Raw genomic sequence first — 12,410 nt, forward strand, 5'->3', positions numbered from 1 at the left:
AGCTCGGCGTCGACGGCTTCGGGCAGGATCTTGCGCAGCACCGGCGCGGCCCGCTCGACCGCGCGGTCGACCATCCGGCGGGTCTGCACCTGGACGCCCAGGTAGACCTCTTTTTCGGCCATCGAGCGGCCCACCAGCTGTCGTTGAGACGCTCCGTTATGTGGTATTACTCAGTGTAAGTAAGGCGTAGAGGATGTGATTTGGGTCACTTTTACGCAGTATTTCGCCGGTTGGGGGTGCAGACCGGGTCGGCTCGACGACCAGGGTGTGATGAAGCAGGTCAGCGAGGACGGCGAGCTGCTCGGCGCGTGGCAGGATGGACGCGCTGAGCGTCTTGACGTGTTCAAAGCTGCCAGTGCGCCAATGCGCCAACGGGCTCGCCAGGGCATCGCGATGGTCACCGCGGACGTCGTGTACGAACACGACGTCGACGACGTGGTGTACGACGCGTTCCTTGAGCTGGAGCGAATCGGGCCTGCGGGCGTGAAGTCCTTGATCGGCTTTGCCAAGACGATCGCGTACCGCCGGGGACAGGACGCCGGCCGGGCCATCATTCGCGAACGCGAGCGCATGCGTGATCTCGTGATCGACCTCGGTGTCACGGCCGATCCGCAGTTCGCCGAGGATGACGTACGGGAAGCGGCAGAGCAGGAGGTGCTCCTCCAGGTGGCTCTCGAGTGCATGAAGGGCCTGACCGACGAGCAGCGCGCCGTCGTGCACGAGACGATCATGAACAGAACTACCTTGTCTGACTGGGCACTGCAGACAGGGAGGAGTTATCAGTCCGTCGGCAGGCAGCGCGATCGAGCGCTGGATGCGCTGCGCAGATGCGTCAACCGCAAGCGATCACCCGATCATGAAGGGGCAAATGATGAACGGTGACGACGAAATCGGCGACCTGAGCAGCGACATGACCGAGCGGTACCTGCTCTTCCTGCGCGGGCGTGGACCCGAGCCGGACTTGACCGAACTGCCTCAGGAACTACGCGACACCGTGCGGGAACAGCTCGAGATCGTCGCGGCGCTCGCCGATCGCGGCCCGGAGCCGCCCCCTGTCGAGGAGGACCCGGTGGCGATCCGGCTGGGACTCGTGCCCGGACCCAAGACCCTGGAGAGGCCACCGACGACTGGACGGGACCCCGGAAACGGCAGCGTGCGGCAGGTGCTTGAGGACCTGCAGTTCCGGTTCGGCGGGCAGATCGACCTCGAGTTCTCCCCTTCCTGGAAAGCACGGGTTCCGGCAGGGATGACCCCGGTCGCCCAGTCCGGGGTCTTCGGTGAAATCGTCGCCGTGTGCCTGGCAGGACCCGGACAGTGGCTCGGAGAGGTGGAAGCCGTCGCCACGTTCTTCCGCGAGTGCCCGATCTCGTCGCTCGCGATCACTTCGGCAGATGCTGAACGCGCGGTGCTGATCACCGCGGCCGACGCCCAGCGCTCGGTGGACCCGGTCCGCGGATGGCTACCTCCGCGGAGTCCGACGCCCGAACCGCTCGCCATCGCCCTCGGCCGGCATTTCGATCAGTTGCTCCCGGCGTGGGATCAGGTTGTAGGGCTTGACGGCTTCCTCGACGTCACTGACACCGAGGCGACCGGGGCAGAAGCCGCCCAGGACGAATGGCAACTGGCTCTCCAAGGGAAGCCACGCCTCGATCACAAGAAAGAGGGGCAGCGCTGGCTCCGGGAAATCGGTTCCTCGCCGATCGCCGCGATGGTCACCGCTGTTCAGGAGCGACGTCTGGCCGACGATGAACTGCTGGCCGAACTCGCCAGGGTCAGTGGGGCAGGTGCGTCGTGATCCGCAGTATCCAGCTCGCCAACTGGCGGGCGTACCGGAGTCTGGACCTGCATCTCACTCGTCCCGTCACGTTCTTCGTTGCTCCCAACGGGGTGGGGAAGACCTCGCTTGTCGAAGCGGTGCGGTGGGGGTTACTCGGCACTCCCGCCCAAGACCGTCGACGCGCCGTCCGAAGTGGAAGTGAATCGGCAACCGTCCAGCTCGGACTCAACCTGCCCGGCTATCCCGATCTGCAGGTAACCAGGACTCTGAAACGAACCGGAAGCGCGACTTTCGCCGCGACGGCCGGCGGTGCGGAGATAACCGAACTTCAGTATGAAGCGATTCTCCGTGAAGCCTGGTCTGCTCGACCGGGTTTGCTAGATGCGCTCATTTTCGGCACCAAGGCGACCGGGAAGGAGACCGGGTTTCCGATCCGCGACCACCTCGCGGACGTCTTCGGCATCCAGCCGCTGCTGGATGCCGCTTCCCAGCTCAAGGACCGGCGAGGCGTCCTGGCTGCGAAGATCAAGTCGATCCGAGATGATCTCGTTGCGACCGACGAGGCACTCGCCGAAGCCGACCGGGAAATAGCCGACCTCGAGCATGAAGTCGAAGCAGCTACTGCGGAACGAAGCATCGCCGAAGCTCGAATCGGCGATCTTGAAGTCACCGCAGCGAGAGCTGACGCGTGGGAACGCTACCGCCACACCGCAAAGGACTACGACGATCGAGTCCGCAACCTGGTCGTGCGGATGACCGACGTGCTGGATGTCGGCGCACGCGATCCGGCGAGCGCGCTGGCCGATGAAGAGCGTGAAGCGGACGCCGCTCTCCAGGACAGCCTAGCTGCCCGGGCGGCAGCCGAGGTCGCGTCGGCGACGGCGGCGAACGCCGCCGACCTCCTGAGCGCCGCGACGACTGAATGCCCCACCTGCCTGCGCCCGCTCAGCGCGGCCGAGCGCGACGCCGCACTCTCCTCGCACGGCGACCTCGACGTGCACGCTCGCACCGAGGTCGAACGCCGGGACCTGGAGACCGCGTCCGTCCGGCGGCGGCTTGCTGTGATCGCCGAATTCGGGCGAACCTTGAGCGGCCTGCCGGCTCCGGTCGAGCCCGAGAACGAAGACCCGGGCCCGGCCGCGGCCATCGAGCTGGCCAACGCACGCCGGTTGGTGTCCGAGCTCGCCGAGAAACACGGCGCACTCGGTGCCCGGCTATCGGAAGCACGACGGAAGGCGGCGAGCCTGCGCCAAGCCGGACGTGAGCACAACGACCTTTTGACCGCGGCTCGCGAGGACGCCGTCGCCGAGGTCACCCAGAACAGTTTGAACCGGGTGGCGGACCACTACCTGAACGAACGGATACAACCGCTCACCCAAGAGATCAGCCGCCGCTGGAAACTCGTGTTCGGCAGTGACGGTCTGCGGTTCGGTCCGGATGGGCACCTGGGTGTCCAGCACGGCGACGTCGAACTCGGCCTCGGCGACCTCAGCGGTGGCGAACGTGCGACAGCGCTACTGGTGACCAGATTGCTTCTGATAAAGACGTTGGCGCGCGCGTCGACGATCTGGTTCGACGAACCCTTGGAGCATCTCGATCCTCGCCGCCGCGCCACCATCGCGCGGACACTCCTGCTTGCCGCCGACGCGGGCGCCGTCGACCAAATCGTGGTCACGACCTACGAGGAAGGCTTGGCCCGCAGGTTGGCCGCGATCGCGCCAAACACGGTCGAGCTCACGTACGCGCGAGCGAACAAAGAATTGCAAGATTTTCCCGAAGAGGGGGGTGTGGAACCGACGAGGCCGACGACCTCTTGGTGAAAGCCCGCATCAGGCGGGCCGACCAGAGGAGGCGACGTGCCAGCCACCCACACCGGTGCCGACGTCGACGACACCCCGGGACGTCACCCCGGGGAACAGCGGGCCAAGTTCGTGTTCGACGTCGACGGCACCACCTACGAGCACGAGCACCCCACCATCACCGGCGCGGAGATCATGACCATCGCCGGTATCAGCTCCGGCGACGGACTGATCCAGATCCTGCCGGACGGGGCCCGGAAGACCGTCGCACCCGACGAGACGGTTCACCTGGTTCCCGGAGCGCAGTTCAAGCGCCGTCCGCGGTTCAAGCGGGGCTGATTCATGACGGAGCCGAACCGGCTCGCGGCGCGCCTGGCGCAGGAGGAAACCCTGCTGCGCCAGGCATACCCCGGAGCTCGCATCGATAGGGAGTCGCTCGTCGTCGTGCTGGCTGGCCACCGGCTTCCAGCCGGTTGGTCGCACGAAGAAACCGACGTGCTGTTCGCAATCCCGCCGAACTACCCGGCAGGGCAGCCGGACAACATTTGCGCCCGGCCCGACCTGACCCTCGCGAACGGCGGCACGCCGGGCAATAGCCAGGGCGTGCAGGTGCACGCGGGCAAGCCGTGGCTGCAGTTCTCGTACCACGTCGAGCCCGGCGACTGGAGGCCGACCGCCGACCCGGCTTCCGGCAGCAACCTCGCCGAGTACCTCGCCGGTGCCCTCAGCCGATTCCAAGAAGCGGATTGACGACCATGAGCACCCTCAAGTTCACCGTGCCGGGCCATTGGGCCCGCATCGAACAGCACCTCAGGAACGCCTCAGGCGAACGTTTCGCCTTCGCCCTGACCGACATCTTGCGCAACGACCCGAACGACCCGGTTCTCGAGGTCGTGGACGTCGTCCTCATCGACGACCGAGAAGTCCACCAGAGCGCCCACGGCTGGTCCATCAAGGACGACGCACTCGACCGGGTGCACAACCGAGCCATCACATCCGGCCGGGGCCTGGTCGAGTTCCACAATCACTACATTGGGCCCCCGCAGTTCTCACGCATTGACGAGACGAACCTCGAACCCATGGCGGGGTACGTGCTGGATCTCCTGGACGGTACCCCTTACGGCGCGGCCGTCTGGGCCGAGGGCTCCGTGTGGGCCGAGTGGTGGCGACCAGCTGCGGCCGGAGGTCTGGAACGCCGTCCGTTCGACACGGTGGTTTCCATCGGCTCTTGCTTGCGTGTCCTCAACGCCCGGGCGGTGGAAGACGAGCGGTTCGCCCGCCAGCTTCCGCTCCTCGGGGCCGAAGCCCAGGCACCGATCGGCAGCTTGCGGGTCGCCCTTGTCGGCGCCGGCGGAACCGGGTCGCACGTTGCCGCCGCGCTGGCTTACCTCGGCTTCCGCAATGTGCTGATCTTCGACGATGACCTGGTCGAAACCACCAACCTCAACCGGATGGTGACCGCTGACCACGCCGATATCGGCAGCCCGAAGCAGCTCGTCGCCCGTCGCCGGATGCGCGCGATCGATCCGCTCATCAACGTTGGGCAGCGGCCGGGGATCACCGTTGCCGAACCGCATCCGGAACTTCATGACGTCGACCTGATCATCGGGTGCGTCGACCACGACGGTCCCCGTCACCGGCTCAACCAGATCGCGGTCGACTCGCGGGTGCCCTACCTCGACATCGCCACCGGGGCCGACCACACCGCCGAGCCCGCGGCTCTCGGTGGCCGTGTCGTGTTTGTCCTGCCGGACGGTCCTTGCCTGTCTTGCCTGGACGAGTTGGATCCGGCCGAGGTCGCACGCTGGGCGAAGTCCACCGACCAGCAGGCCCTCGATCGGCAGCACGGCTACGGAGCCGGCTCGGCCAACCCGTCCGTGGTCTACGTCAACGGGCTCACCGTCCATGCCGCGCTGGTTGAACTGGCAGCTTGGCTCTCAGGTTCGAGGCCGCCGGCGACATGGCTCGACGTGGACCTGGTTGGCAGCACACGCCAGCCCGGCACCCAAGTTGGCCCTCGACAGGTCGTCGGCCCTCGCGAAGGCTGTATCGATTGCGGTGGAGTTCGGCGAACCCGGTCGGCTTGACCGTGGTCGAGCCCGGGATGGCGAGATCGCCAGCGTACCGGCCGTCGAGACTATGCGGCGTCTCGACCAGCCAGCGGCCTGGCGCCTTGACGTCATCGCGTCGCGGATTTGGCTCTCAGCTCGCCCGCTGGTCGACCCTCTGGTACCGGTAGCGATCGCGGATGTTCGCCCAGATGAACTTGCCGTGGCTCGGTGCCCGGAGAAGTCCGTCGGACACGTCCTCGGGGACGTCGAAGTACTGGTAGATCGCCTGTTCGCGGAACTCGATCTCGAGAGTCCGGCTCCCCGGGTCGTACCCGATCGAGACGACGTTGGACGACGTGACGGGCTGGCGCTGCATTTCGACTCCTTGGTCTCTTGACCTGCGGTGATGCGTTCGGTACGAAAAATGTCGGTGGTGTGCGCTAGAACTGTGGGGGACGGATCGGGAGGGCTGATGAGCAGCGACCGCAATGCCCCGGAGCGTTCGCCGAACGGGTGCCGCTGGTGCGGTATCGCGAGGCCGCAGCACGGTGGCCAATGGGCGCCCGATGTCGGATGGCACACCTGGACGGCCCCCAGCGATGAGCAACGCAAGGAGCGGATGCAACGGAGGCGGGAAGGTGGATTGTCGTCCGGCGCTCGCGACTACTGCTCTGCCAGCGTCCGGGCCTCCTCGAACACGTCGCGGAGCTCCTGAGGGACCTCGTTCGCGTCCCGGAGGGCCAGGGCCAGGTCGGCCATCATCACCGGTTTGCCCTTCGGGCCGTTCGGGCTGGCGGCCTGGAGCATCTCCTGGACGCCGCTGCTGAACTTGCCGCCGCGGTGGGCCCGGAAGTCTTCCGCGAGCCACGGCGTGTCGCGTGCCCAGCGTTCGTTGGCCACGCGAGCCCACAGCTCGTCCGGGAAGAGCTCTTCGAGTTCGTTGTAGTGCTGCGACTCGCCGACGAAGCGGGTGATTTCGTCATATCGTGCGCCGAACGCTCGCTGCAGGTTCGGCACCTGGAACATCTTGTTGTTCCGGCTGTCGGCGTCCACGACGAGTTTGATCTCGCGGCCGTGCTCCGCCAGGTACTTTGCCAGGTGCAGCGCGCCCTCGTTGTTGTCGCAAGCCCAGAGCGCGATGCCGGCGGCCTGGAGGGACAGTCCCTCGCTCAGTCGGAACAGGAGCGGGAATGCCTGCAGCTCCGTGGCGCCTTCCACGGCCATGAACAGCCGTTCGTGCAGGAGGACGGAGTTGCGGAGCCCGACGCTGGCGGCGATCTTGCCGAGGAACCGGTCGATCTCTTCGTGCGTCTCCGTGCCGAGGCGTTCGACTTCGGTTTGGCCGTCGACCTGCTTGAGGTGCACGACGTCGGCGATGTCGACGCCGTCGATGAGGTTCATCGAGTGCGTGGCGACGATGACGTTGACGCTCGGGAGGTCACTCTGCTCGCGGATGAGCTTCATGAGCTTGCGCTGGTGGGCGTAGTCGAGGTGGGTGTCCGGCTCGTCGTAGAGGACGATCGTCTGGACCGGCGACGGCGCCGGCTCTCCATGCTGGTCAGGGTCGGGCTCGGTGGCGTCTTGCTGGGCGAGCAGGTCGCTGGTCCACTCCCAGATCGCCAGCGCGACACGCCGGTTGCTGCCCTTCCCTGATCGGGCCAAGCCCACCGGGCCGGTCGAGCTGCGTGCGATCTGGAGGTTGGTGCCGCGGAGCCGATGGGTGAACGAGACGTCGGGTTCCACGGTGACCGACTCGAGGTCAGGACACCGACGTTGGATGTGGTCGCACAGCGATTTGGACTCGTTCCGGATCCGTTCTTCGACCTCGTTCTCGAGGTCGGCCAGGCGCCCCTGGAACTCCGGGTCCTCGACGTGGGCTCGGTACCGGGCTTCCAGGGTGCTCTTGACAGTCTGGTCCGGGTCCGCGATGTTCCCGTCGAACATGAGCGGGCGGGGGAGCCGGATCTTCAACTCGCGAGGTGCGGAGAGCCAATCCTCGCCGTCGGAGTGTTCGGCGGCGTAGGCCTGCAACGCGGCGCGGGTGTCGGCTTGGCGGGTCGACTTCGGCTTCAGGCCGAATTCGCGGGTGAGGGTGACGAGGGCGGCAGCCTTGGTGGTGGCGAGGCTGCGAAGCCGCTCGTCCGTCGGCACCGGGGCCCAATACTCCCACCGAGTGCCCTCGTCGTCGGCGACCCGGCGGACGCGGGCCTCTTCGGCGAGGTGGAACGTTTCCTGTTCCCAGGCGTCGAGGATGAGCCGTCCTTCGACGGTGGTCGTGGCGCACCGCGTGCCGTCCGATCCGGGCAGGTACGACCGATCGGCTTCGTCGAATTCGTAGTCGTCCAGGAGGAATCGCAGGGCATCTAGCAGAGCGGTCTTTCCGCCGTCGTTGTGACCGGCGATGATCGTCGGAGCGCCGATGGGGATGTTTTCGATCTTCAAGAGCGAACGAAACCCGTTCACGGAGTAGTTCTTCAGGTGCACCTTGCGGACAGCTCCATTCGGCAGGCTGTGACGTTCCCCAGGTCACGTCGTTGGCGGGGCTGAACCGGATCGCGCAGACCGATTCCGCCGATTGGTGAGTCATCGTACGGATATTCGGCCCAACGTGTGGTGCCTGCCCCGGCGTGTCGGCGATGCGAGGTGGTGGTAAACGATTTCTGAAACTGGACAAAATGCCGCAAGAAATGGTCAATTAGTGGACACTTGATTCCTGTGACGAAGTTTTTGTGCTTGCTGCCGGTTGTGCCATCTGTTTCGTCGGAGATCGCGTGGTCTGGGCCAGGGATCATTGGAGCCGAGAGGTGAGGGGGCGGTACTTCCCGAATGCCGGTCGGCACGCACAGGTGGCCCAATCTGCCCGCCTCCCAGTCGGGGCGCTCGGGGCTTCGGCGCCGCTCAGCAGTCGATCTCCATGGCGGTCGGGGCGTGACCGGGGACGCCGACCCCGTCGATGTAGGTGATGGTGGTTTGCCCGGACGCATATTCGGCGGGGGTGGCCTCGTCGAGGCTGAAGGCGATGGCGCCACCTGGGCCGTCGACGACGACGCCGTTGGTGCCTTGCCCGAAGTCGAGGTCGAGGTATTCGTGGATCTGGTGGCCGCGGAACGCGGTGCGCAGCTGAGCGAGCGTGGACCCTGCGTGGATGCTGCCGATCTCGGTGGAGAGCTTCGTTCCGGAAACGCCGGCTCTGATGGCGAGCACACGCCCGTTCGGGTCGACGCTGTACGTGAGCGGCTGGCCGGGCTTCTGGTAGCTGACGCATGCCGGGTTGGTGGTCTCGTAGAGGTTGCCGTGGTCGGTGTAGCCGCGGGCACGCAGGCCCGCTGCCGTGCTGGCGAGGCTCAGGTCGCCGATCCCGTCAAAGCGGACCGCGCCGCCGCTGCCGCGCTGGACGGTCGCCTGGGGTTTCTGCTGCTTGATCCCGCCGATCTGCTCGGCGATGGTGCCGGCCAGCGGGTAGAGGATGCTTTCCACGGTCTCGGGGAGGACCTTGACGGTGCCGAGGAGCTCGACCAGGGCGCCGTGCAGGTTGAGTTGCTTGAGCAGGTCGCTGCGGCAGGCATGGACGACGTCCGCGGTCGCCCGGACGCCGGTCGCGGTGAACAACTCGGTCGGTGGGGTGGTGTGGGCTTGTTTGACCACGCAGTCGATCAGGCTGAACGCCTGGCCGACCCAGGCCGAGGGTTTCCCGGCCTCGCCCTTGGTGACGGTTCCCTTGACCGCCGCCTCGGCCGCCGACTTGATCGCGGGCTTGAGGGTGGCTTGTTCGGGGGCGATGACCATGAGGAACGCCAGCGCCGTGTCGAAGCCGACCGCGTCGCTGTCGATATCCATCGTCGCGGTCGCCGTCTTCTTGAGCTCGGGGGTGGCGGTCACCGTTCCGAGGGCAGCACCACCGAGCACGGCGCGGTTCTGCAATGCCCAGTAGGCATTGCGGACGAGGTTGACGAGGTCTTCGCCGTTGTTCCAGACGTCGCTGAGCCGCAGGGTGAGGCCGGCGGGCAGTTTGTCCAGGCGCAACGGGAAGGCGTAGCCGTTGCGCAGTCTCACCGTCGTGTCGCGGTCGCTTCCGGTCTGGGCGCAGGCGGTCAGCCGGTTGAGCAGGCTTTTCGCGGTGACGGTGACGTCGGTGGCGGCCGGTTTGCAGGCGAGGTCGGGTGCGATGCCGAAGAGGTCCTTCACGAGCGTGCGGGTGAGCTCCGCGAGTAGCTGAGTGACCCACTTCGCGAAGGTGACGCTGCTGTCGATGACCGTGTGGATGGCCTTACCGGCCACGTTGACCAGGGCCTTCGCCGGGTTGAGGACGACCGCGCTGAAGGGCGAGAAGTGCGGGGCGACGCCGCTGACGGTGTGCCGGATCGGGTCGGCCTTCGCACTGAGGATCGGGATCCAGCTGTCGAGTTGGCGGTCGAAGACGGCGAGGCCGACCTGGTCGGCGGTGAGGCCGGCTGGGATCAGGGCCGGGTCGTAGGTGAGGGTCACGGTAGACCGGCCTGGGGCGAGGGATCCGTTCGTGACCCGGAGGTCCACCGGGGTGCCCGCGGCCGTGGCTCCGCGCAGGGTGGCGTTCAGTCCCGGTGTCTCGATCGGAGCCGGGATGAAGTCGACAGTCGTTCCCGGGGTCATCGCCCCCGCCGGGACGTCGATCGAGGACGTTCCGTCCGCCGACGTGAACGCCGGTGCTTGCGCGGCCGGTGTCAACGCTGCCGTGGCTGCGCCGTCACCGGTGAGCGCGCGGATCCCGAACCACGCGCCCACGGCGAGTGCGCTCACCGTGAGGAGCACGGTTCGCTTCGCCGGACGCCACATGGGAAACCTTCCGTGCCGACCTGGTGTGTGTCGTGTGCCGAGTCGGCAGGGGACACCGTTGCGTTACGACGTCACCCGGATCCCCGTGGCGTCGTAACGCCCGAGGACGCCGAGGAGACAGTGGGGGAGATCGGACGGTCACCCGTAGTCCGCTCAGGACACCGGAAGAGGCAGGAGGACCCTGTGGTGGCACCACCGAAGACCACGCGACGGCGTCGCCTTGTGGTGGTGTTGGTGCTGGTCATAGCGCTGGTGGCCGGGGGAGTGACAGCCTGGCTGCTCAGTGGCGGCTCGCTGGCGGGCAGTTCTCCCGCGACCGCGAGCGAGGCGTTCCGTGACCTCGGCAGCGGCGTGAGTGTCGACGACGGCGCGCCGGCAACGCTGACAGCGGTCTCCGACGACCACATCGCGAAGCCGCCGTTCGCGGAAACCGAATCGCTGAGCGGGGTCGTGCACATCACGCCGGACGGGGATCTTCCCCAGCCGGTCACGCTGCGGTTCGCGCTGAATCGGCCGGCCGAGGCCGCAGACGTGGTCATCGCAGTCAACCGGACGGGCGCGGCCGACGGCTGGGAGCTCGTCAAACCGTCCAAAGTGGAAGGTGGCTACGCCTTCGTCACGACGAACCACCTGTCGTGGTGGGATCCCCTGTTCCGCAGCTTCGGCAACCTTGTGGATGCGACCAAGGCCGAGCTGAAGAAGAGCTTCGACTCGTTGACCGGCGACGCCTTCGCCGATGCCGAGAAACCGAAGTGCCCCGGCGAGCAGGACGCTCGCAACCAGGGCTACTCGATCGGCTCGAAGGGCAGCGACCCGCTGTACTGGTGCCTCGGAATCGAGGGCGGTAAGCCGACGGTTCGAATTGTCGACAAACGCCGGTACCCGATTCTTGTGAACCACGCGGGGATCACTGTCGCGCAGCGGCCGAAGGAACGGTTCGGTCTGCAATGGGTGGCCCAGCAGTCGTTTAGCGACAAGCGCACCGTGCTGATGCCGTTCGACCAGGCGGCGCTGAGCTACCAGCTCGCCAAGGACCAGAGCGTCAGCTTCACGACGGAGTTCGACGGGTTTGCCGAGTCGTTGTACCAGCTCGAATTCGGGGTCACCACGCTGATCAACATCCTGACCCGGTTCGGAGCGGGAGCGGGCACCGTTAGCAACGGCGCGATCAAGATCAGTCAGTACGACCGGATCGCCGAAGCCACCGGGAAGTTCCTCCAGGTGGAAGGATGCGCTGAAGCGCTGAATCAGAGCACTCCTGACATCGGTGCCATCCTCGGCGGCTGCTTCGACCCGGCCACCCTGGGGGAGGTGTTCGGTTGGAAGGGGGTGCTGCTGGGCGCGGTGCTGGTGGTCGGGCCGGCGGCGGAGTTCTTCCGCAGCCAGTTCGAGACGCTGGGCGACCTGCTCCAAGGTCGGGACCAGGAGTCGGTGACCGTGACCTACCAGCCCAAACCGTCCATCCCTTTCGTCGGGCACTGGGTCGTGCACGGGCTCACCATGGACATTAAGAAGGACGGCACGGGCAGCATCCAGTGGAACGCCGGCCCGTGCGACTCCGCGACCTCGAGCATGAGCCGGATGTGCAGCGGCAACGCAACGGTCAAGTTCAAATCGACCGGCAGGGAGCAGCTGACCGGCACCTACGCCAAGGTCTGGTACACCGACAGCGGCGGCAACACGGTCACGAACTACGCCTACGCCAGCTCGGACTTCCAGGCTGGCCAGAGCTTCACGCTCAAGCACAACGACGAGCACACCCTCATTGCCTCCGGTGGCTCAGCTGACGACCCCGACGGCCCAGGCAACCCGTACCTCTGCGACGCCTACGCCATACAGCACAACGTGGGTGGAGAACCGTACGATATTTGTGGGGCTTAGTGGTTGGTTTTGGAAGTTCTTCGGGGGTCAAGCAGCCAACGGGATGTCAACCTTGTCTTCCCGTTCGTGGTGATCGATCCTGACGAGCAG

Annotated in this window: 10 protein-coding genes; 7 read left to right on the top strand and 3 right to left on the bottom strand. The window is 66.4% G+C overall.

Annotated features, from left to right (window positions below; translation table 11 throughout):
- Window positions 1-270 precede the first annotated feature (270 nt).
- The 6 genes from AB0F15_RS43980 to AB0F15_RS44005 are packed head-to-tail and all read left to right on the top strand — an operon-like array spanning window position 271 to window position 5,663.
- Complete coding sequence (locus AB0F15_RS43980) at window positions 271-882, top strand: hypothetical protein (RefSeq protein WP_360283716.1); 612 nt, start codon at window positions 271-273, stop codon at window positions 880-882.
- Window positions 872-1,795, top strand: a complete 924-nt coding sequence (locus tag AB0F15_RS43985) for a hypothetical protein (RefSeq protein WP_360283718.1) — start codon at window positions 872-874, stop codon at window positions 1,793-1,795. Before AB0F15_RS43980 ends, AB0F15_RS43985 begins: the two co-directional genes overlap by 11 nt.
- Window positions 1,792-3,597, top strand: coding sequence for an AAA family ATPase (locus AB0F15_RS43990; protein ID WP_360283720.1), 1,806 nt, complete (start codon window positions 1,792-1,794; stop codon window positions 3,595-3,597). Before AB0F15_RS43985 ends, AB0F15_RS43990 begins: the two co-directional genes overlap by 4 nt.
- Before the next feature lie 36 nt (window positions 3,598-3,633).
- On the top strand, window positions 3,634-3,915 hold the full coding sequence (locus tag AB0F15_RS43995; RefSeq protein ID WP_360283722.1) for a multiubiquitin domain-containing protein: 282 nt from the start codon (window positions 3,634-3,636) through the stop codon (window positions 3,913-3,915).
- 3 nt (window positions 3,916-3,918) lie between these two features.
- Window positions 3,919-4,326, top strand: a complete 408-nt coding sequence (locus AB0F15_RS44000; RefSeq protein WP_360283724.1) for an E2/UBC family protein — start codon at window positions 3,919-3,921, stop codon at window positions 4,324-4,326.
- A 5-nt stretch (window positions 4,327-4,331) separates the two neighbouring features.
- Entirely contained in the window at window positions 4,332-5,663 is a 1,332-nt protein-coding gene (locus AB0F15_RS44005; RefSeq protein ID WP_360283726.1) for a ThiF family adenylyltransferase, read from the top strand.
- A gap of 115 nt (window positions 5,664-5,778) precedes the next feature.
- Here the strand turns inward: AB0F15_RS44005 and AB0F15_RS44010 are convergent, their stop codons facing one another.
- The 3 genes from AB0F15_RS44010 to AB0F15_RS44020 form a co-directional block, all read right to left on the bottom strand.
- Window positions 5,779-6,003, bottom strand: coding sequence for a KTSC domain-containing protein (locus AB0F15_RS44010; protein ID WP_360283728.1), 225 nt, complete (start codon window positions 6,001-6,003; stop codon window positions 5,779-5,781).
- Window positions 6,004-6,290: 287 nt separating this feature from the next.
- Entirely contained in the window at window positions 6,291-8,069 is a 1,779-nt protein-coding gene (locus tag AB0F15_RS44015) for an AAA family ATPase (RefSeq protein ID WP_360283730.1), read from the bottom strand.
- 456 nt (window positions 8,070-8,525) lie between these two features.
- Window positions 8,526-10,403 (bottom strand): hypothetical protein, encoded by a 1,878-nt coding sequence (locus AB0F15_RS44020; RefSeq protein WP_360283732.1) that lies wholly within the window; start codon window positions 10,401-10,403, stop codon window positions 8,526-8,528.
- A 222-nt stretch (window positions 10,404-10,625) separates the two neighbouring features.
- Here AB0F15_RS44020 and AB0F15_RS44025 point away from each other — a divergent pair, with 222 nt between their 5' ends.
- Entirely contained in the window at window positions 10,626-12,320 is a 1,695-nt protein-coding gene (locus tag AB0F15_RS44025; protein WP_360283734.1) for a hypothetical protein, read from the top strand.
- Window positions 12,321-12,410: the final 90 nt, after the last annotated feature.

It is taken from the genome of Amycolatopsis sp. NPDC026612, assembly GCF_040638285.1.
Taxonomy (GTDB): domain Bacteria; phylum Actinomycetota; class Actinomycetes; order Mycobacteriales; family Pseudonocardiaceae; genus Amycolatopsis.

What these genes read in the sequence shown, in the direction of transcription:
- AB0F15_RS43980 (WP_360283716.1), top strand. Translation starts at nt 271, where the DNA reads ATGAAGCAGGTCAGCGAGGACGGCGAGCTGCTCGGCGCGTGGCAGGAT.
- AB0F15_RS43985 (WP_360283718.1), top strand. Translation starts at nt 872, where the DNA reads ATGAACGGTGACGACGAAATCGGCGACCTGAGCAGCGACATGACCGAG.
- AB0F15_RS44010 (WP_360283728.1), bottom strand. Translation starts at nt 6,003, where the DNA reads ATGCAGCGCCAGCCCGTCACGTCGTCCAACGTCGTCTCGATCGGGTAC.
- AB0F15_RS44005 (WP_360283726.1), top strand. Translation starts at nt 4,332, where the DNA reads ATGAGCACCCTCAAGTTCACCGTGCCGGGCCATTGGGCCCGCATCGAA.
- AB0F15_RS44000 (WP_360283724.1), top strand. Translation starts at nt 3,919, where the DNA reads ATGACGGAGCCGAACCGGCTCGCGGCGCGCCTGGCGCAGGAGGAAACC.